18 protein-coding genes are annotated in these 19,913 nt (G+C 68.9%); 7 read left to right on the top strand and 11 right to left on the bottom strand.

The features are described 5' to 3' along the window. The first annotated feature begins 366 nt into the window (after positions 1-366). The gene (locus ACQEU6_RS02730) at positions 367-2,523 is read left to right on the top strand and encodes a LuxR C-terminal-related transcriptional regulator (protein ID WP_499328982.1); all 2,157 of its coding nucleotides are present in this window, start codon (positions 367-369) and stop codon (positions 2,521-2,523) included. Positions 2,524-2,611: 88 nt separating this feature from the next. On the opposite strand, the gene ACQEU6_RS02725 is transcribed toward ACQEU6_RS02730, so the two are convergent. From ACQEU6_RS02725 to ACQEU6_RS02710, 4 genes are all read right to left on the bottom strand, one after another. Continuing rightward, on the bottom strand, positions 2,612-3,421 hold the full coding sequence (locus ACQEU6_RS02725) for an FAD:protein FMN transferase (RefSeq protein ID WP_499328981.1): 810 nt from the start codon (positions 3,419-3,421) through the stop codon (positions 2,612-2,614). 504 nt (positions 3,422-3,925) lie between these two features. Then, positions 3,926-4,354 carry a hypothetical protein gene (locus ACQEU6_RS02720; RefSeq protein WP_499328980.1) on the bottom strand — a complete coding sequence of 143 codons (429 nt, stop codon included), beginning with the start codon at positions 4,352-4,354 and terminating at the stop codon, positions 3,926-3,928. A gap of 177 nt (positions 4,355-4,531) precedes the next feature. Beyond that, positions 4,532-4,930, bottom strand: a complete 399-nt coding sequence (locus tag ACQEU6_RS02715; protein WP_499328979.1) for an RNA polymerase sigma factor — start codon at positions 4,928-4,930, stop codon at positions 4,532-4,534. A gap of 89 nt (positions 4,931-5,019) precedes the next feature. Continuing rightward, positions 5,020-6,624 carry an ABC-F family ATP-binding cassette domain-containing protein gene (locus ACQEU6_RS02710; RefSeq protein ID WP_499328978.1) on the bottom strand — a complete coding sequence of 535 codons (1,605 nt, stop codon included), beginning with the start codon at positions 6,622-6,624 and terminating at the stop codon, positions 5,020-5,022. 217 nt (positions 6,625-6,841) lie between these two features. Here ACQEU6_RS02710 and ACQEU6_RS02705 point away from each other — a divergent pair, with 217 nt between their 5' ends. Continuing rightward, complete coding sequence (locus ACQEU6_RS02705; protein WP_499328977.1) at positions 6,842-7,486, top strand: TetR/AcrR family transcriptional regulator; 645 nt, start codon at positions 6,842-6,844, stop codon at positions 7,484-7,486. A gap of 149 nt (positions 7,487-7,635) precedes the next feature. Here the strand turns inward: ACQEU6_RS02705 and ACQEU6_RS02700 are convergent, their stop codons facing one another. Further along, positions 7,636-7,911, bottom strand: coding sequence for an aldehyde dehydrogenase family protein (locus ACQEU6_RS02700; protein ID WP_499340079.1), 276 nt, complete (start codon positions 7,909-7,911; stop codon positions 7,636-7,638). Positions 7,912-8,219: 308 nt separating this feature from the next. On the opposite strand from ACQEU6_RS02700, the gene ACQEU6_RS02695 reads away from it, so the two are divergent. Together ACQEU6_RS02695 and ACQEU6_RS02690 are read left to right on the top strand one after the other, a co-directional pair. Then, positions 8,220-9,353 (top strand): beta propeller repeat protein, encoded by a 1,134-nt coding sequence (locus tag ACQEU6_RS02695; RefSeq protein WP_499328976.1) that lies wholly within the window; start codon positions 8,220-8,222, stop codon positions 9,351-9,353. A 296-nt stretch (positions 9,354-9,649) separates the two neighbouring features. Further along, on the top strand, positions 9,650-10,540 hold the full coding sequence (locus ACQEU6_RS02690) for an aminoglycoside phosphotransferase family protein (RefSeq protein WP_499328975.1): 891 nt from the start codon (positions 9,650-9,652) through the stop codon (positions 10,538-10,540). 48 nt (positions 10,541-10,588) lie between these two features. Here ACQEU6_RS02690 and ACQEU6_RS02685 read toward each other — a convergent pair whose 3' ends face one another. Then, positions 10,589-11,635, bottom strand: a complete 1,047-nt coding sequence (locus tag ACQEU6_RS02685; protein ID WP_499328974.1) for an ArsR/SmtB family transcription factor — start codon at positions 11,633-11,635, stop codon at positions 10,589-10,591. Between the two features lie 566 nt (positions 11,636-12,201). Here ACQEU6_RS02685 and ACQEU6_RS02680 point away from each other — a divergent pair. The 3 genes from ACQEU6_RS02680 (at position 12,202) to ACQEU6_RS02670 (ending at position 15,567) form a co-directional block, all read left to right on the top strand. Further along, a complete protein-coding gene (locus ACQEU6_RS02680; RefSeq protein WP_499328973.1) occupies positions 12,202-12,660 on the top strand; it encodes a hypothetical protein in 459 nt (152 codons plus the stop codon). 532 nt (positions 12,661-13,192) lie between these two features. Then, complete coding sequence (locus ACQEU6_RS02675; protein WP_499328972.1) at positions 13,193-13,336, top strand: hypothetical protein; 144 nt, start codon at positions 13,193-13,195, stop codon at positions 13,334-13,336. A gap of 593 nt (positions 13,337-13,929) precedes the next feature. Beyond that, a complete protein-coding gene (locus ACQEU6_RS02670) occupies positions 13,930-15,567 on the top strand; it encodes an acyl-CoA dehydrogenase family protein (protein WP_499328971.1) in 1,638 nt (545 codons plus the stop codon). A gap of 212 nt (positions 15,568-15,779) precedes the next feature. Here ACQEU6_RS02670 and ACQEU6_RS02665 read toward each other — a convergent pair whose 3' ends face one another. The 5 genes from ACQEU6_RS02665 to ACQEU6_RS02645 form a co-directional block, all read right to left on the bottom strand. Then, entirely contained in the window at positions 15,780-16,358 is a 579-nt protein-coding gene (locus tag ACQEU6_RS02665) for a GAF domain-containing protein (protein ID WP_499328970.1), read from the bottom strand. Positions 16,359-16,475: 117 nt separating this feature from the next. Next, the gene (locus ACQEU6_RS02660; protein WP_499328969.1) at positions 16,476-17,057 is read right to left on the bottom strand and encodes a GTP-binding protein; all 582 of its coding nucleotides are present in this window, start codon (positions 17,055-17,057) and stop codon (positions 16,476-16,478) included. Continuing rightward, the gene (locus ACQEU6_RS02655; RefSeq protein WP_499328968.1) at positions 17,038-17,403 is read right to left on the bottom strand and encodes a DUF742 domain-containing protein; all 366 of its coding nucleotides are present in this window, start codon (positions 17,401-17,403) and stop codon (positions 17,038-17,040) included. The genes ACQEU6_RS02660 and ACQEU6_RS02655 overlap by 20 nt, the downstream gene beginning before the upstream one ends. Beyond that, on the bottom strand, positions 17,400-17,834 hold the full coding sequence (locus tag ACQEU6_RS02650) for a roadblock/LC7 domain-containing protein (protein WP_499328967.1): 435 nt from the start codon (positions 17,832-17,834) through the stop codon (positions 17,400-17,402). Before ACQEU6_RS02650 ends, ACQEU6_RS02655 begins: the two co-directional genes overlap by 4 nt. Positions 17,835-17,863: 29 nt before the next feature. Then, entirely contained in the window at positions 17,864-19,615 is a 1,752-nt protein-coding gene (locus ACQEU6_RS02645; RefSeq protein ID WP_499328966.1) for a sensor histidine kinase, read from the bottom strand. Between the last annotated feature and the right edge of the window lie 298 nt (positions 19,616-19,913).

The following is a 19,913-nucleotide window of genomic DNA, read 5'->3' as shown; positions in this document are numbered from 1 at the left end:
TCTCAGGGCGGCAGTGCAGGCCTCCCGTCCAGGCACCGATGCCGTCGGCGCGCACCCGCCAGGTCACATTTTAACCATTTCATGGGTTTGTATGGAGATTTGAGTCAATAGTGTGGTTGGCCATCGGTCAGAGCACTGTGGGCGGCGACGCCGGGCGAGGTGGTGATGGCTTCAGCGGCATCGAACGGGGCGACCGGGTGGCAGCTGTCCAGGCCGCCCGCGGAGACGACGAGCTTCGTGGGGCGACGCCGGGAGTCGGCCGAGGTGAAGCGCCTGCTGTCCGTGTCCCGATTGGTGACCTTGACGGGCGCGGGCGGAGTCGGCAAGACCAGGCTGGCCGGCCGGACGGCCACGACCCTGGAGCGGGTGTTCTCCGACGGGGTGTGGATGGTCGAGCTCGCCAACCTCGACAAGCCCGAACTCCTGACCACCACGGTCATGGAGGCGCTCAAGATCAGGGACTGGTCCGGCCGGCCGCCGTTGGACGTGCTGACCGAACATCTGCGAGACAAGCACCTGCTCGTGGTACTGGACAATTGCGAACACCTCCACAACGAGTGCGCGTTTCTGGCCGAGAACTTGCTGCGCTCGGCCCCGCGAGTGCGGATTCTGGCCACCAGCCGGCAGGTTCTGGGGATCGCCGGGGAACAGACCCTGCCCGTGCCGCCACTGCCGCTGGATCATCGGACCTCACCTGGAAACGCCCCCACGGCGCGCAGCACGGAAGCGGTCCAGTTGTTCGCCGACCGCGCACGGGCGGTGCTGCCCGAGTTCGCGGTCACCGAGGCCAACCAGGAGGCGGTGGAGCAGATCTGCCGGCGGCTGGACGGGTTGCCGCTGGCCATCGAGATGGCCGCGGCCCGGCTGCGCGGGCTCTCGGTGGAGCAGGTGCTGGAACGGCTCGACGACCGGTTCCGGTTGCTCACCCGAGGCTCGCGGGCGGTACTGCCGCGGCACCAGACGCTGCAGGCGTTGATGGATTGGAGTCATCAACTGTGCGGCCGGCGAGAACGCGCCGTGTGGGCGAGGATGTCGGTCTTCAGCGGTGGTTGCGATCTGGAGGCCGTCGAGGAGGTGTGCTCGGGCGACGGGGTCGAACGATCGGACGTCGTCGACGTGGTCGCCGCGCTGGTGGAGAAGTCGATTGTGAGCCGTGAGGAGCAGGCGGGCAGGGTCCGTTATCGGCTGCTGGAGACCATCCGGCAGTACGGCCGCGAGCGGCTGGCCGAATCCGGGCGGGAGGCGGAGGTGAGACGCCGCCATCGCGATTACTACCGGAAGCTGGCCGCCGAGGCGGACGCCAAGCTGTTCGGCCCCGACCAGGTCGCCTGGCTGAGCAAACTCCAGGTGGAGCACAGCAACCTGCGTACCGCCCTGGAGCACTACCTGTCCGACCGATCGGACGGCCACGCCGCACTCGACATGGTCGCCGACCTGCTCTACCACTGGATCACGAGCTACTTCCTGACCGAAGGAAGGCACTGGACCGATCGAGCCCTGGATCGCGCCTTCGCCACCGGCGAGCCTCGCGCTCGGGCCCTGTGGTGCAACAGCTGGCTGGCGATCATCCAGGGGGACCTCGACACCGCCGCCGCGATGCTGGCGGAGAGCAAGGCGATCGGAGAGCGCCTCGGGTTGGAGCACACGCTCGGCTATGTGGCCGTGTTCTCCGGGATGGTCGCCATGGCACGCCATGACGTGAAGACGGCGATCGCCCTGTACCAGGAGGGCATCGACCGCCACACCTTCGCGGGCGACCCGGTCGGCCACGTGCTCGCCTTGGTTCGCCTCTCGCTCGCCCGTTCCTATCTGGGCCAGACGGCGGCCGCCGTCTCCCTCGGCGAAGAAGGGCTCGCCATCTGCGACGTTCACGGGGAGACCTGGCATCGGTCGTACACGATGATGGCCCTCGGGGTGGAGAGATGGCTGGAGGGCGACACGGCCCGCGCGATCGCGATGGAGCAGGACAGCCTGCGCGCCAACCGCTCCCTGGAGGACCCTTTCGGTATGGGCCTCAACCTGGAGGTCTTGGCCTGGGTGGCCGCCAGCGAGGGGCGGCATGCGCGCGCGGCGGGTTTCCTGGGAATCGCCCAAGCCCTGTGGAAGGCACTCGGCGCTCCCCTCTCCGGGTACGGGCACCTCGTGCGGTACCACGACGCCTGCGAGGACGAAGTCCGACGCGCACTCGGCCCTTCGAGATTCCTCAAGGAGTTTCAACGCGGCCTGGAGACGCCCATCCAAGTCGGGGTCGCCCGCGCCCTGGGCGAGCCCACCGCAGCGGGCACAGAAGGCAGTGATCCCGACACGTCCTCGCCACTGACCCCGCGGGAGACGCAGATCGCCGGGCTGGTGGCGGAGGGAGAGAGCAACAAGGAGATCGCCGCCGCGTTGGTGATCTCGACGCGCACCGTCGAGGGGCATGTGGAGCACATCATGAACAAGCTCGGTTTCAACTCCCGTGTCCAGATCGCGTCGTGGGTCTGGGAGCAGGGGCGAGGAGACGAGGCGGGCCCTGCCCGGTGACCAGGCCCCGGGAAAGAGGAGCCGACCGGGCCGCCGACGCCCGTCCGCGAAGCCGCGAAGGCGTCAGTGGCGGTCACGCAAGCAAGGGTCAGCATCCGACGGTGGTCACCGTGCCGTTCGTGTGCACCATCCGGGCGCGCAGCTCCCGGGACTCCAGCCAGGTGACGGCAGCGTCCCCCAAGGAGAGGGCGGCGATGCTGGCGGTCTTGGCGGCGACGCAGCGAAGACCGAAGACCGATACCGCATGCCAGGGCTGAACACCGCCCGACAGCGTCTGCGCCGGAACCCGTCCAGGCTCGCGGGCCCGCGCCGCCAGGACGGAGGTGGCCAGCCCGCCAGGCGTCCGCAGCACGATGCTCATGCCACGGCAGTCTCCGTCCTCCTGCTCCCGGCGCCCCTTGGGCACCTGCACCGGCCAGCCCGCGGCAGGCACCGGTCCCGCAGTGGCGAAGCTGCCCGGAAAGCAGACGCAGACTCCGCATCCGGCTTGCCCGGCCGCGGATTCCGCGGCCCTGTCGGCGGCGAACGCCTGCGCGATCCCCCACAGGTCCAGGGTCGTCCCCGGGGGCGTCCTCACCGTGCCGGGCGGTTCGTCGATCACAAGGGTCCGGTCTCCGGCGGGGGGAACGCCCACGACGAGATCGACGAGCCCTCCCGTCAGGTCGAACGCGTGCAGCGCCGTCCACAGCACCGCCAGGAACGTGGCGCCGACCCGTACCGGACGGCCGCTGGCGGCGTTGACGCGCGCAAGGTCCGAACCCTCCTGGACGAACGTGGCATCAATGTCGGCGGCCACCGAGTCGACAGCGCGCCGGGCCGCATCGAGGCACTCGGGCTTCTCGACCATCACGGTGGCCGAGGAGCCCCACAGGGGGAAGTCGTCCCTTCCGAAACTCATCGAACCGCTCCAGAGATCTAGAACAAGGCAACCGGCTCCGCGACAGGAACCGACTCGTCCCCAGCCTGGTCACTGCTCGGAGAAACCAAGAGGGGGAAAACCCCTATCTAGCTCCAAAATGACACTTTCCATCTATGAAGAGGTTTTGCGTAAATCTGAGCGATAAAAGCTCGACGCTCCCGATCGCCTCGAGGGAGAAGATCTGCGGTCGATGGTCAAGACACCGGCCAAGGCGCGGAGGGTCGGCGCGGTTCCGAAGCTGCGGTCGAGGTCGAACTCCCGCCGATGCGCGCGACGACCCGCCGGCCCACATCGGCCCCCCGGTAGCCGTCGTGCCAGGCGGCGGCATCCGGCGGCGGGAAGCCATCCGCAGCCCCACGTCGGCGACGCTGAGGACGGCTCCGGCTGAGTGCCTGTGAGCACACCCGCTGAACGCACATGCTCACCATGCGTCCGCGACCTGGTCGTTCCGTTCCCACCCCGAGACGGCCCGGTCGGCCCTGATCACCAGGTTCGGCCAGCGGACGGCCCGCCGGGCACCCGGGTGCACGGGGACACGGTGCCCGCCGGCTTGATCATGGGGCTGAACACGCTGCCCGCGTCCTTCCCGAACCAGACGCTGAGCACGACCTGCTCACCACGCTTGAGCTTCTGCGGGTGGATCCGGGCCACGACATCGCCCCGCATGTCGGCGTCGGCGTGTGGATCCGAGCCTGGATCACCGCCGAAGACGCCCGTGTCCGGCTCCTCCGACTGCCACCAGTCGGAGTCGAACGGCAGGAAATCCACCGTCGCGGGCACCCCGAGCGAGCGCAGCTTGGCTTCCACCCGCTCGGGATGCGTGAACTCGACCAATCGCACTGTGATCGACCCGTCCGGCCCCCGCTCCACCGCGTTCGCCCGGGAGGCCTCTCCCCCGAAGAACGTCGGCACGGCCACGCCGCAGCGGCCGCGGCACCCACCACGGCGACCGCGGCGCCGAACCGGACCCCCGTCCGCCGCCGACGCGGCACGGGCTGCCCGGACCTGGCCGCGACAACGGCCTTCAACTCGTTCAAAAGCCGGTCTTCGAAAGTCCGCATGATCACTCCTTCACGTAGGCCAGGTCATTCACGGGCTGCAGCCCATCGAGCACCTTGCGTACGTCCGGCGCCCTGCGCTTTCGGCGTCGATCCGCTCCTTGAGGCGCGCGATGTCATCGGCGTCCAGCAGCCGCCGCCCCGCGATGCGCCCCGTGACCCGCAACTCCCGGGCCGACCGGCGCTGTTCGGCGGCCAGCACGTTGCGCACCACCCCGTACAGCCATCCGATCTCCGACCCGGCGGCGGGCCGGAACGTGTGCGCGGAGTCGATCATCGCCACGAACACCTCGGCGGTCATGTCCGCCGCCGTGTGCGGATCGCCCACGCGCCGGGCCACGAAGGACGTCACCCTCCCCACATGCCGCCGGTAGAAGTCCTCAAAGGCACCCGGATCATGCCCCAGACGGGTCAGGTCGGGATCGGCCATGCGATCACTCCTCTCGTTGTCCCACCCTCTGGATGAGCGCCGCGCCGCTCCGGCAGGCCTGGAGCGGGCCCGCCGGAGCGGAGGGAAGGTCAGGCGAGGGCGACCAGGTCGCGGTACTCCTGGCTCCACAGGTCCTCGTCGGCGTCCGGCAGGAGCAGGACGCGTTCGGGATGGAGGGCGTCGAGGGCGCCCTCGTCGTGGGTGACCATCACGATCGCGCCGGGGTAGGAGTTGATGGCGGCCAGCACCTCCTGCCGCGAGGCGAGGTCGAGGTTGTTGGTCGGCTCGTCCAGTAGCAGCACGTTCGCTCCGGAATGCACCAGACCTGCCAGCGCCAGGCGTGTCTTCTCCCCACCTGACAGGACGCCTGCGGGCTTGTCCGCGTCGTCTCCGGTGAATAGGAACGCTCCGAGGACGCCGCGGGCTTCGCCGTCGGTCAGGTGCGGCGCCGCGGCGGCCAGGTTCTGCCGCACCGTTCGGTCGGCGGCGAGGGTGTCGTGCTCTTGGGCGAAGTAGCCCAGCCGCAGCCCGTGGCCGTGGACGACCCGGCCGGCGTCCGGTGTCTCCGCACCGGCCAGCAGGCGCAGCAGCGTCGTCTTGCCCGCGCCGTTGAGGCCCAGGACGACCAGCCGGCCGCCGCGGTCGACGGCCAGGTCGACACCTGTCAGGACCTGATGGTCGCCGTAGGACTTGGCCAGACCGACCGCGCCCAGCGGAATGCGCCCGCACGGCTGCGGCTCGGGCAACCGGATCTTCGCGACCTTCTCCGCGCGGCGGGCGGGCTCCAGGTCCGCCAGCATGCGATCAGCGCGGCGGGCCATGCTCCTGGCCATCGCCGAGGTCGCCGACCGCGCCTTCATCCTGTCGGCCTGCGCATGCAGGGAGGCCGCCTTGCGCTCGGCGTTCGCCCGTTCCCGGACGCGGCGCCGCTCGTCGGTGACCCGCTGGGCCAGGTAGGTGCTCCAGCCGGTGTTGTGCACGTCGATCGTCGCGCGGGCGGGATCCAGATGGAGGACCCGGTTGACGACCTCGGCCAGCAGACCGGTGTCGTGGCTGATCACCATGAGACCGCCGTGGTGGCCCTGCAGGAACGTGCGCAGCCAGCTGATCGAATCGGCGTCCAGGTGGTTGGTCGGCTCGTCCAGCAGCAGCACGCCGTTGCGTCCGGCGAAAAGGATCCGCGCCAGTTCCACCCGGCGCCGCTGCCCGCCGGAGAGCCCGCCGACCGGCTCGGCCAGCACCCGGTCGGGCAGGCCGAGCCCGGCCGCGACCCGGGCGGCCTCGCCCTCGGCCGCGTAGCCGCCACCGGCCTGGAAAGCCGCCTCCGCGCGGGCATAGGCCTCCATCGCCCGTTCCAGCGCGGCCGGCCCGGCGGCATCGGCCATCGCGGCCTCGGCCGCACGCAGCCTGCGCGACGCCGCGTCCAGGCCGCGGGCGGAGAGAATCCGATCGGTGACCGTCACCGCCGGGTCGGCGGCGCGGGAATCCTGCGCGAGGAACCCGACCGCACCGACACAGGTGATCGTCCCGGCGGCGGGCTGGGCACGGCCGGCCAGGGCCGCCATCAGAGTCGTCTTGCCCGCCCCGTTCCGGCCGACCAGACCGATCCGGTCGCCGGGAGAGACGGTGAAGGAGATGTCCGAGAGCAGCAGGCGGGCGCCCGCACGCAACTCGACATCGCGAACAGTGATCACGATACTGCGCTCCGAGAAAGCCGAAGGACACACTTCTGGCGTGGAAGCGGGTCCTCAGCTAGGAAACTCGGGGCGTGGACATGCCACTACGTTAACCCACCCTCAGCCCCCTACCCGCCGTCCCCGCCGAACGACGGCGGCGGTCTCGACGCTCACTGCCGGCCGCGAGCGTGAGCAGGCATCCGTCCTTGCGCAGTTAGTGTGGAAGAGGGGAGCCATGACGACCGAAGGATCAAGACCCGATGCCGATCGCGCGCGCCCCGGGGACATCACCCAGGAGGCGACCGAGACGCAGGTGCAGACGGTGGCCACTCGCCTGTTCTCCGAACTCGGCTACGACGCCGTCTCCAACCAGATGATCGCGGATGCGGTCGGCGCCGATCTCGCTCTGGTGACCGAACGTTACGGTGGCAAGGGTGCTCTTTATACGCGGGTCTTCGCCGATGTCAGTCAGCGATGGCGTGATCGCGTGCAGGCAGCCGGAGGGGAGATCACTCCCGACGCCGACGGTCTCCTCCGGTTGATAAATCTCTACGTCGACCACTGCCTGGAGCATCCTGAGATGGCCAGGCTGTGGATACATCGTTGGATGTCCGACGCCAGCGACATCGTCGGGCTTGAGGAACAGACGAGCGCACTCAACATGAGGCAGGCACTTGAGGTCATCCGCCCAGCGGTCAGGCCGGACGTCGACGCTGAAGCGGCCCTGTGGACTCTGGTCTGGACGATCAACGGTTACCTGCAGTCCGGCTTTCTTGACACCTCCGGCAGAGCGACCGCGCCCGGCGCGTCGGACACACTGAGCCGGTTCCGCCGCCACCTTGACCAGCTCATTCGCCTGATGACCACCACTGCCCCCTGACCAGCGAACGACACCATCGCGGTCGAGCCCCTCAGGGCTTCTCCGGCCGTTCGGTCAGGGCCGGGGCCGACAGCAGAGCGGCCTGGACGACGAGCGCGCCGTCGTCGAAGCGGGGCGCGGGAACTGTGCACCGGCGGGCGGTAGCGGCGTCAAGGTCCGGCGGCGTGGCTCCCACAGCAGCACTGGCCCGTGCCGCTGAGGATCGCCGACAGCGCGCCGTCGGACGCGGCGGCGAGGCCGGTGTCGTCGAAGACGACGGTGGCGCTCTCCCCCGAGTTCGAGGACGGTCGGGGTGCCGGACCGCGCGGCGGCGGCCACCTCCGGCCGGTCGGCACGGAGCCGATGAAGACGATCTCGCCTGTCCGCAGTGCCATGGTGAGCGCCGCTCCCATCGTGTGTCCGGGTCCCGGAGCCGCGGTGAGCACGCGGGGCGGAGCCGCCAGGGCAGGGAGGGCATTGGCGCGCGCCGTCAGCGAGGAAGCGTTCCACGGTGTCACGACGACCACTCCGGACGGCTCCAGCCTGGTGCAGGCGTGCCAGGGTTCGCCCACGCTTCAGCGTCTCGCCGTTGATCCTTGAGCCCGCGTCCTTCTCTCTCCCGTTTCCCCCCGGGGCGCCGAACGGCATGCGCGGTGCGGAGGCCGGTTTCGGTCGGGATGGTCGGTCGATCACGGCAACCGAGGTGATCGCCGGGGCGTCCTCACTGCAAAGCCGGAAGCGGGGAGGAGTTCATGTGCGGTTCGTGAGGCGTTTCGCGATTCCCATGGCGGCGGTGGCGGGAGTGGTGCTCGCCGGAGCGCCGCCCGTCCTCGGAGCGGAGGCGGACTGGCGAAAAGTGCCGCACTCCAGCGCGGAGGGCACCCTCAAGGACGTCGCCGTGCTCGGCGGAAGCGACGCGTGGGCGGTCGGGGAGAAGCATCCGCCGTACGAGTCCACCGATCCGGTCGCCGAGCACTGGGACGGCACGTCCTGGAAGGAGGTGACGGTTCCCGGCACGCCGACGGGCACGGGCAGCCTCGACGGTGTCAGCGCCGTGGCGTCCAACGACGTCTGGGCCGTCGGCGACAGCACCGGTCTCGGACCGGTGATCCGGCACTGGGACGGTGCCGTGTGGACGGCGGTCCAGCCCGCCGCGCCGCCCGACGGCGCGCATGTCGGGGCCGACCGGCTCAACGACATAGCGGCGGTCTCCAAGACGCTGGCATGGGCGGTCGGTTCCTTCTCCGACCGGAACACCCCCGGCCCGGTCACCCTGGTCGAACGCTGGGACGGGACGAAGTGGTCGCGGGTGACCTCCCCGAACCCGGGTCGTCTCAGCAACACCCTTCAAGGCGTCGCCTCCCTCTCGGCGACGAACGCGTGGGCGGTCGGGTGGTACCTCAGCGACGCCGGCAGCAATGTCGCGCTCGTCCTGCACTGGGACGGCCGCGCCTGGACCAGGAGCCCGGTGACCCTCCCGTCGGGCAACACCGAACTGCAGAGCGTCACCGCCGTCTCCGCCAAGAATGTGTGGGCGGTCGGCAATCATGAGGGCAGGCCGCTGGTGATGAACTGGAACGGCACTCGCTGGCGCGTCCTGCCGGAGCCCGCGCTGACCGAGTCGTGGCTGAGCGCCGCGGCTCCGGACGGCGGGGGCGGGGTCTGGGTCGGCGGTTACCGCATGACCGACGGCGGGGTGACGAGCAGACCGCTGTTCCTGCACTGGAACGGCACCGCCTGGACCACCGGCACCAGCGAGGAGGCCGAGGGGACCGTCGAGGGACTCACCCGCGTGGGCACCTCCATCTGGGCCGTCGGGACGACCTCGCCCTGCACCTGCTTCGTCGCACCACCACTGGTCGAGGTCAACGGCCCTGTCCCGCGGTGACGCCGCGCCGCCGAGGATGCCGCCGGCGCCGGGCTCGCGGGTGCCGATGCCGCGGGCCTCCATGATGGTGGAGGTGGGGCAGGGTCCAGCCCTACCCCATCACCATTACAGAAAGTGACGAAGTTCGGGGACGGCGTCGGTGGGGATGGTTGCGTCCCGCAGCCGCGCCTTGTGGTGGTGACCGCGAGAAGCAGCAACGTTCGTGTGACGGTTTGAGCGGTGCTGGTGGGGCCTGCAGGTGGTGATGCCGATGAGATTCAGCGGCGGCAACGGGGCTGTGTCGTATCGTTTCGGTGATGGTGACGATCCCGACGGCGCTGGCCGAGGCGATCGTGCGTCGCGAGGGCGAGGCGGGACGCCGGTGGATCACGGCGCTGCCGACGCTGGTCACTCGCTGTATCGACCGGTGGGGGTGCGAGCCCGCGGGAGCGCCTTGGCACGGCGAGACGGCGATCGCCCTGCCGGTGGTGGGCGCGCACGGCCCGGCGGTGCTCAAGATCTCCTTTCCGCGTCGGGGTGGCCGCACAGAGGCTGCCGCGTTGCGTTGTTTCGCAGGTCGTGGCGCTGTGGAGGTCTTGGAGGCCGATGACGACGCGTTCGCGCTGCTGCTGGAGCGAGCTGGACCGATAACTCTGGCCTCGGTGCCGTCAGTCGAGGAGGCCATCGAGCTCGCCGGCGGATTGGCTCGGCGTCTGGCGGTGCCGGCCCCTCCGGGATTCCCCTCTCTGGCGGGTGCGACCCGCCTGTGGGAGCGACAACTCCTGCGGCAGGCCGCGGCCATGCCTGGACGGCTTCCAGCGGGCGCCGTCGACCGGGCCCGGGCCGTCATCCGCGAACTCGCCGCCGACACGACTCCGACGATGCTGCACGGCGACCTGCACTACGGCAACATCCTGAAGGCCTCACGCGAGCCTTGGTTGGCCGTCGACCCTCAAGGGCGACGCGGAACGGCCGCGTTCGATGCGTTCACGGTCATCGCCGCACGATCCTCTTGTCTCAACGGCAACGCCGATCCGCAAGCGGCGGTTCTCGCCCGCATCCGTCGGTTCAGCACGGCGGCCGACGTTGACGCGGAGCTTGTCCGGGCCTGCTGCCAGGCACGTGCGACCAGCGCCTATCTGCACCAACGCGTCAACGGCGGCGGCTGGTTCGATCTCGACTTCCTGTGGCACCTGATCGCGATATGACATGTGCGGCCGCGGAGGGTGGGCTGTCGCGACGATCCGCTCCCGGGGTCAGGGAGCTTCTTCGGGCGCGGCCGGCGGGACGAGATTGCCGTTCAGCAGAGCGGATCCCAGCGGCGTGAGAGTGTGGCGCACCTGGTTGCCGTCGCGGTGGGTGGTGATGAGTCCCGCCTCGCGGAGCACCCTGGCGTGGTTGCTGGCCGTGGGAAGGGGGATCACGGCGCGCCCGGCGAGCTGGGTGGTGTTGCAGGCCCCTAAGGCGATCGCCTCCAGAGCATCGGCCCTGGTGCGGCCCAGGAGAGCGGCGATTGCCCGCTCCCGGCGCACACCCGGCCGGCCCGAAGACGCCGCCGCCCAGCGGCTCACATCGGCGACCGGATAAGTCAGGATCGGTGGCAGTTCTGGATCGAGCAGGGTCACCGGCGGCCCCCAGCAGAACACCGACGGCTGCAAGACCAGGCCCCGCCCGTCTAACACGATGTCGTGCTCGGCGGGGTAATCCAACTCCAGGACCGGAAAGCTCCACCGTGCCGAGGGGTGGATGCCGCTCAGCACCCCGGGCCAGCCGCCTTCGGCGAGCGCCTTGCGGCGCAGCAGCCGATCGTGCCGCACCTCGGCGCTGACGCGATCCCAGTCCGGAAGCACACAGACCGAGGCGTACTGGGTCACGGCGTCGACCAGCCCGTCGAGCGCCTGAGTGCGGCCCTGCGCCAGTTCCCTGGCCCAACCGGCCACGCGCTGCCCTGGATGCCGGACGGCCAGTTCCGCCAGATCGTCACGCAGCCGGCTGCGGCCGGTACCGCGCAGCGCCTCCAAACCGGCCTGAAGCGACCCCGTCCCGGTCGCGGGCGTGAGGAAGTCCACCGCATACCCGGTCGGAGGCGCCAGATCGGTCAGCAGCCGCACCGAACCGGGGACCCGAGCCCTGATCCGCCGCCGCCACCGCCCGAACACCGCCGCGCCCTGCGGACGCTGCAGCCGGTACAGGCTGAGCAGCACCTCCCACATCGCATCCGGCCCGGCCGCCAACCGCGTACGCGGCAGGTCCTCACCGGTGAAATGAATCCTCAGCACCAGCAACCCCTCCTGCTGCGCCACTCGAGCCTCGGAGGACTCAGACGCCCAACAACTCACCCCGCGGGCGAAACGACGCCCCACCCAGGCAATCACAGACACCATGACGACGAAACTGCCTGTTAATGGAAGTCTGTGATGCCCGCCCCGGCCGCTGCTGCTTCCTTCCGCTCCACCTGGCCCGACTCCGGCCTCCGGACGCCGGTTACACCCCTGCCGGCCGGCATTCATCACAAAGGCGTGCAGGATGCGCACCCGCCGCCTGCGCTGCCCCGCGGCCAAGAGCTGAACCGAGGTCCCGTCCAGGTGAAGGGGACGGCCAGATGATCTGAGCACCGCCCCCCAACTCGCCCGACCCGGGGACGGCTTGACCTTTTCAGTGTGACGAAAAGGCCTATGTGTGCGCCTCCGCGCCGCTCACACTGCCTTCTGAGTGCATCGTCGGCGCGTCGACATCGACAACAACGGCTCGCCGATCACAGGGAGGGCGCACTCGAAAGCCTCGCCAGGCGCGAGGATCCCTCCCCGTCAGGCGCCGCCGTGTTACTGGCGGCGGCGCTACACAGCAAGAACAAGGCAAGGAGAAAGTCATGGCGATCAGTGCAGGCCGCAAGGCGATGGCACACGGCGCGGGCGCGTCGGAGCGTGCGAGGTCACCCATCCCCCACAAGGCCGTCCTATGGGGATCCGTGCTCGCGCTCACGCTGGGCGCCCTGGCCGCGCCCGCGCAGGCGACGACCGCCGCCACGGCAGCCCAGCCCACGACCTGGGCCAAGAGGACATCGGCCAAGAAGACCTTGCATCTGCCGGACGGAAAACGCACCGCGCACGTGTTGGAGACCTGGTACAAGAAGCCCAACGGCAAGTACTACGGCCACTACGGCTTCACCTCGGCCAGCAAAAGAGTGAGCGTCTACGTGACCACAGAACACGGTACGCGAGCCCTCTCCAAAGGTCGGCACTACTCCTACTCCAACGAGTCCTACGTGTGGCTCTTCGCGTGCGACAACGACTACCCGAACGGCGACGACTGCACGACGAACTGGTAAGGCGCAGCGCCTCACCTGCGCCATTCGGTCGAGCTTCTGGTTGGTGCGTTGATCTGGCAGGTGCGCGCCGAAGAACGCCTCCCAGCAGGGATCGACGTCCGCGCGGGGACGGGGAAAGTGCGTATGCGCCGGAACCGTTCTTCGCTTCGAACGCGTTCGTATTCGCCGAGCGCGATGACGGTGGTCGCGATAGCCACATCGGGGACGCCGGAGCGGCGGCAGGCGAGGTCCCATGAGCGCCGCCGCGTCGGCCGCCGACCCGCCCGGAGCCGTCTCCACTCGTGCCCGCAGCGCCCGGTCCACCAGCCGGGCCAGGGCGCTCTCCAGGTGCCCTTTGCGCGGGGTCTGGTCGTCAATTGGGGTCGGTCGGAGGCGCGAACCAGTGACTCCGGTTCCGCCACGACCGACGCCCACCTCCACCTGGACGACGGGTTCCATCACCTCAGCGAGCCGGTGGACATCCTCACCACCGACATCAGCAAGGTCCCCGGGCGGTGAGCCGACAACCGCCCAGCTGCGCTCGACGGCGTTCGTGTCCCCGCTGAACGCCGCGCCCGGTCCCACCCGAGTCGAACTGGCCCTTCTCGACAACGAAGGCGGCACCGTGGCGCTCACCCCCGAACTCGCCCGCCGCGTCGCGGCGGCACTGCACGACCTGAGCGAGCGGAACCGCTGACCCGGCGCACGGAAAGACCAGCGGGCGACCGTGTGGGCCGCCTCGTCGGGAACCCGGTGCAGAGGCCGCTTAGGGAACTCTTGCGCGGGCGCTGGGGGTGCGGAGCCCCCGCCTCGCGTCCGTTGCCCTTCACCCACAGCGGTGTTGCAGCGGACCTTGTACCCGTCGTGGATCGCGGCGACGCCGAAGGCGACCAGAGGCTGACTTGCCGGTCCCGGCCGGGCCGACCACCCAGTAGTTCTCGGCGGCGCGTTGGTCACCCTGATCCACCTGCGTAAAGCCCTACAAAGGACCCGACAAACCCAGCCACATCCCGCAACTCCACGAGACCACATCAGCCCGAAAAAGGCTCCGTGTAACCTTGATCAGCATCGTGGTCGGTTCGCGTGTGGAATCCGTCGCCGGTGTGAGGTTGTGACAATCCTGTCCAGGTGTCTCTCCGCATCCGGCCCGGGACCGCACCTCGCGATTGCGCTGTGGTCAGTTCGTGCTCCAAGGAGAACAAGCCCTGTCGATTCGCGAGTCTGTGCAGGTCACACAAGGGTTAATGATTAACACGTCCACCGCGGTAAGCATGATGTTCCTTGCGCTGCGTGATCGACCGAATGACCATGACGTATGCCCAAGATCCGGGTGATTCGGAAGGTGGTCCATGGCCTGCTGCTGCGGATGAAACGAAACATCAGCGTGCTCGTGATCGCCGGAACCTGGCTGTTTCCCCCCTTGCCCCTGGCAGGACGACCCGTGAGAGCGGACACATGACGAATGATCTACTGCCGACGAATCATCTGCTGGCCCTGTCGACGGACGAATTCATCGCCGGCTTCGACGCGGTCGCGTCCAAGTTCGACTCGGCGACCTTCCCGCAGCAGATCCTCCCGCCCGACAGCTGGGCGCTCCTGGTGAGGGCCGGGGTCCGGCTTCCGACCCTGCCCAAGCAGTACGGAGGTCGAGACAGCAGCGTCGAGATGTGCCGGATCGTCGAGACGGCTTCTGAGTGGAACCTGGCGCTCGGCGTCTACGTGATGGTCAACACGGCACTGGCGCTTCTACCGGTGGTGAAGTGGGCCGGCGAAGAGGTCAAGCAGGAGATGCTGCCGCTGTTCGCCGGCGGCGACCCCCTGATGGCCGGGCTCGCCGCCACCGAACCGGGCGCCGGCTCGGCCCTGTCCGCCATGACGACCACATTCGAGGAGATCGAGGGAGGCTACCGGATCCGCGGCCGCAAGCACTGGCAGGCTCTCAGCTCCTCCGCGGACTGGTGGCTGGTCCTTGCGAAGAACGCGCACCGTCACGAGTACGGCTACTTCGTCGTCAGGCGGAGCGAGGGGTTCCGCACCGTCGAGATGTACGAGGCGCTCGGCCTGAAGCTGCTGGACTACGGGGTCAACGACATCGACGTGACCGTCCCCCGGCACCGGCGGATCGATGCCGAGGAGACGGGCCTGAGCTCGGTGGACGTGTTCCTGGCGTCGCGAGCGCTGCTGGCCGCTTCAGGGGCCGGATTCCTGCGCCGCATCAGCCGGGAGGCGCACGCGTACGCGGATGGCCGCCAGATCGGGCGGAAGCCGCAGTCCAGGATCGAGTTCGTGAACTACAGGCTCGCGGCCATCGACACGTCCTCCACCATCTGCGAGGCGCTCAGCCACTACCTGCAGACGACGGTCGACTTCACAAGCGACTTGGCTCCGGAGTTTCCGGCCGTGCAGGCTCTCAAGACCGTCGCGACCGAGCGAATGATCAGCGCGGCGCAGCATTATCAGCAGCTGACCGGCGCTGAGGGGTACCGCTGTGGATCGCCCACCAACATCGCCGGTCAGGCGTTCCTGGACACGCGGGTCTTCAGTATTTTCGACGGCAACAACGACATGCTCAGCCAGCAGCTGACCGCCCACTGCCTGACCCGGCGGTCCGGTCGGCCCCTCAGCGGGTTCTTGGCCGACTGGCCGCTCACGGCGCCCGCCGTCGGAACGCTCCAGGAGGATCTGAGGTTCCTCGATCAGCGCTTGAGCCAGGCGCAGCAGGTCCTCGCCGGCCGCGCGATCGCCTACCTGTTCGCCGTCACCCAGGTCCTGAAGTGGGCCGCCGAGACCGCCGCCGATCCGGCAAGGGTCCGGCCCGCCATCGAGTTCCTCAGACATGACATCGTCGGTGTCGCCGCGGAATTCCGGCTGCTGGCCACCGGAGTACTCGACACCTACGGGCCGAAGGGTCGGCACCGGGTCTCGTGATCCGCGGTCGCGGACGATCCCGGCGACCGAGATCCGGCCACCGTGATCATCGTGGCGCACCCGCACCGGCCGACGCCGTCGTCGGCGCCACAAGAGGTTGCCGGACCGCCTGAGCCTTGACCGGTCTCATCGCCGGGGCCCGGAGAGCCGTGCCGGGATCGCCCCCGGCCCGTCTCTCCGGGCCCGTCACCGGACCCGTCGGCCGGCTAGCCCTACAGGCCCTCGCGGCGGTGTATCAGGTCCACGAGGTCGACCGCCCTGCGCTTCATGAGATCCAGTCCGGCCTTGCCCCACGGGCGCGGTTCGCTGTCCACGACGCAGATCGTGCCGAGAACCGTGCCCGTGCGGTCGGTCAGCGGAGCTCCGGCGTAGCTGCGCACCATGAGCTTGTCGACGATCGGATTGCCCGCGAAACGCGGATAATCAAGGACATCGTCCAGAATCAGGGCCTTGCGCCGGACGACGACATGCGGGCAGTAGCCGGCGTCGAGGGGCACTCTCGCCCCGAGGACACCACCCACGAGTTCGGCGGCGGCCGGCGGCGTGTAGACACCGCAGATGAACTGATCGTCGCCGACGAGGTTCACGAAAGCCACCGGCGTACCGGGAAGCCCGACAAGCTTCTGTGCTTCCAACGCGACTCTACGGGCGAACTCATCGAACTCGCCCTCCCGCGCCTGCCCCAGGCCGAGCTCCCGCAGGCGCCTCGCGCGCTGGGACGCTTCACGATCGGGCGGCATCAAGGGACGGGCCGAGAATGCCCCTGCCTGATCATTGTGTGGATATGTCACGGAGTCCTCCATTTATGGCCGAGTGCGACGATGGGCGCGATGATTTAGCGGAATTCTGATCCGAGGACGAAGCGGCTGCGGCACGGAATTGAACGTTCTCCATGTGTTGCAGTTCTGTCAGGTGGGGACGACAGGGGCGGTTGTCAGGAGATACTGGATCAGGGCCCGCAGCGCGGAGATGGTGGAGGTGTGGTCTCGTGCGTCGCACAGCACGATCGGTACGCGCGGGTCGAGCTTGAGGGCGGCCCGCAGTTCGTCGGATCCGTAGCGGAACGCGTTGTCGAACTCGTTGACCGCGACGAGGAACCGGGTTCCCCGGCTCTCGAAGAAGTCGACCGCCTCGAAGCAGTCCTCCAGGCGGCGGGTGTCGGCGAGCACGATGGCGCCCAACGCTCCGGCGCACAACTCGTCCCACATGAACCAGAACCGCCGCTGCCCCGGCGTCCCGAACAGGTAGAGGACGATCCCGTGCTGTTCGATCGTGATTCTGCCGAAGTCGAGCGCCACGGTGGTGGTGGACTTGTTCTCCACCCCGCCGAGGTCGTCGATGCCGACGCTGGCCGAGGTGATGAGTTCCTCGGTGCTCAGCGGCTCGATCTCGCTCACCGCACCGACGAACGTCGTCTTCCCCACACCGAAGCCGCCCGCTATGAGGATCTTGACCTGGGTAGGGAGCACCTCAGACTCGTTGTAGGCCATCGAGCAGTTTCTCCAAAAGGGCTCGGTCGGTGGGATCGGTCGCGGTTCGCGGCGCGTGTGCGGTCATCGCCCGGCTGTCCACCAGATCGGAGATGAGGACCTTGGTGACCACCACGGGAAGCCGCAGATGCGCCGCGACCTCGGCGACAGGCGTCGGCCTGCGGCACAACTCAAGCGCTTTGGCATGCTCTGGATCCATGGCCGGGGGATGCCGGTCGGCCGCCACCACCAAGGACAACATGTCCAGATCGACGGTTGGACGGGTGCGGCCGGCCGTCACCGCGTACGGGCGTACGAGCAGCCCGGCGGCGTCGTCGAGCCAGACCTCATCGTCGCCGGTCGTCAAAACGCTCGGCTTCGGTCGCTCGCCGCGGCCGTCGACCGCGCCGCGGTGTCCAGGAAGGGGCGGACGGCCTTGATCAGCCGGGCCATCTCAAAACCGACGACGGCCGGGTCGGCCTCCGCCCGGGCCAGCACCGCGAGCACGGAATTGTAACCGGCCCAGGAGATGTACAACTGGCTGGACTTCAGTTCCGCGACGACCTGCCGCACCTCATTGCTGTCGTCGAACTTGGTTCCGGCACTACGCGCTATGGAGAAAAGCCCCGACGCGAGCGCGGCGAGCTGTTCTGCGCTGGCGCGGTCAAAGCCGTCGGCGGCTTTCATCATGCCATCGGACGACAGCAGCACGCTGCCGCGAATGACCGGAACCTCCTCGCCAAGCCCCCGCAGCAGCCAAGCGAGATCTCGACCCTGATTCCGGGAGACACCACTCAACGGAAACTCCTTGTCATGTGTGATTATCGTCAGTTCGCATTATCGGGATCATCGGCGGAGGCGTTGTTTTCCTGAGCGCTGAGCAACCCCTTCTTGAACGCGGCCATAAAACCGGGATTATGTTCGACTTCTTGGTCATCCCGCTGGGGAGCCGGTGGATTGAGCAGTTCGGGCGCCAGGCTGGTCTGGGCCTGGCGTTGCGGCAGTGACGGCCGCTCACCGGCGCCGCCCGGAAAGCCCCGTCCTGTTCCGGAGTCCGGCGCTGTTCCGGGGTCCGTCACGGCAGCCTCCGGGCCGGACGCGGACGAGAGCGGGAGCCGACGCCGGGAATCCTCAGCCGTCGAAGGCGTCGAAGGCGTCGAAGGCGTCGACAGAGAAGCGCCGAGGACATCACGTTCGTCCAGCGGCAGACCTGGCCGGGCCTCGACGCCCTGCCCGGAGCCGGAAACACGCGCCGGTAGCGGGGCCTGGAGGCTCGCGGCCGGCTGTGCCCCGGCGGCGGCCACCGGTTCCACCGGGGACCTCGCCTCCGCCTCCTCCGCTTCCCTGCCGTCCAGTTCCTCCGGGACGACGACGATGGCCTGCGTACCGCCGTAGACATTGCCCTGGAGCTGGACGCGGACCTTGTGGCGGCGAGCGAGCGCGGATACCACCAGGAGTCCGATCCGCCCGTCCTTCAGTAGTTCCTCGGTGTCGGCCCGCTCGGTCTCGGCGAGCAGCTCGTTCAGCCGCCGCTGGTCTTCACGCGGGATGCCCAGGCCGCGATCCTCGACCTCGATGGCCATGCCCGCGGCAACCCTCTCGAAGCGGATCAGCACCTGCGTTTGCGGCGGAGAGAACTTGGTGGCGTTCTCGATGAGCTCGGCCAGCAGATGGACGACGTCCGCGACCGCGCCACCGTCCAGGCTCCCCTCGACCGGAGGCACCACCTTGACTCGGTTGTAGTGCTCCACCTCGGCGATGGCCGAGCGCAGCACCTCGTACACCGTCACCGGCTTGGTCCACCGGCGGCGCGACGCAGCTCCGCCGATCACGGCGAGGCTCTCGGCCTGGCGACGCATACGGGTGGTGAGGTGGTCGACCCTGAACAACCCCTTGAGAAGGTCTGGATCCTCGACCTGGTTCTCCAGTTCGTCGAGCCCCTGGATGGCCCGATGCGACAGCGACTGCATCCGCCGGGCCAGGTTGACGAAGACCGCGACCCGGTGACTGCTTCCATCGGCCGCATCGCGGCTCGCGGCACCGACCACGGCGTTCCAGGCCGCACTCTGCGCCTTCCGCAGCTCGTGCACGAGCTGCAGGTAGGGGTCGGCGTTGATGGGGGGCGTGAAGTCCTCGCTGCTCGGGGCGGCCGTCCCACCGGCGCGGAGCCCCTCGGCCAGCCCCTGCAGGTCCCGCCGCCCCTCGGCGATCAGGAACCCGAGCTCGCCGAGCTGCCGCTGCAGGCTCTCCTGACCATGGAGGGCCGACGCGCTGAGCTGCCGCTGCATCTGGCGGGTCGCCGCGTCCGCCGCCACGAAGGCGACTCCGAGGGTGATCACGGCCCCCGCAATCGCCGTGATCAGCACCAGCCGCGCTCCCTGGGCCACGGCGGTGCCGTCGTACAGGACCGCCACGGCGGCGAACCCGAGAAAACCCACAATAACTGCGGGGAGCACGGAAATGGACAGGTGAAGCGCGCGTATTTTGCTCTGTCGATGCGTACCATGGGCCACCACCCTGCCGCCTCGCCGGACAATCTGCCGCTCGGCACCGGTGGTGGATTGGAAGAACTCGGGCATCAGCATCCTCGGTGCGTCGACAGCAGTTCACGACATTGATTAATGCGTACTCTCGCGTGGTCACAACCCGTATCAAGGCTGTCACATCCCCCCAAGGCGGAAGGACGGATTGCCGAGATTGCCGGGATCAGTGCACGTGATTGGGGACGTTTGTCCTGGTAGATCCACTTTCGCGATGGGCGCCGACCTGTCGGCGGAGCAGGCGCACCATGGCCCCCACCGGCACCACCGACCACACCCACGAGTCCATTGCCTGGCCCTACCATCGCCGAATATTACGTCCATGAAGATCAAGGGG

The organism is Spirillospora sp. CA-108201 (genome assembly GCF_050936235.1).
GTDB lineage: Bacteria > Actinomycetota > Actinomycetes > Streptosporangiales > Streptosporangiaceae > Spirillospora.
The sequence above is the reverse complement of the archived record's forward strand: the minus strand, read 5'-3'. Positions and strand labels throughout refer to the sequence as shown.

Coding starts and splice junctions, on each gene's coding strand:
- ACQEU6_RS02725 (WP_499328981.1), bottom strand. CDS start 3,421: ATGAGTTTCGGAAGGGACGACTTCCCCCTGTGGGGCTCCTCGGCCACC.
- ACQEU6_RS02715 (WP_499328979.1), bottom strand. CDS start 4,930: ATGGCCGATCCCGACCTGACCCGTCTGGGGCATGATCCGGGTGCCTTT.
- ACQEU6_RS02705 (WP_499328977.1), top strand. CDS start 6,842: ATGACGACCGAAGGATCAAGACCCGATGCCGATCGCGCGCGCCCCGGG.
- ACQEU6_RS02690 (WP_499328975.1), top strand. CDS start 9,650: ATGGTGACGATCCCGACGGCGCTGGCCGAGGCGATCGTGCGTCGCGAG.
- ACQEU6_RS02680 (WP_499328973.1), top strand. CDS start 12,202: ATGGCGATCAGTGCAGGCCGCAAGGCGATGGCACACGGCGCGGGCGCG.
- ACQEU6_RS02660 (WP_499328969.1), bottom strand. CDS start 17,057: ATGGCCTACAACGAGTCTGAGGTGCTCCCTACCCAGGTCAAGATCCTC.
- ACQEU6_RS02645 (WP_499328966.1), bottom strand. CDS start 19,615: ATGCCCGAGTTCTTCCAATCCACCACCGGTGCCGAGCGGCAGATTGTC.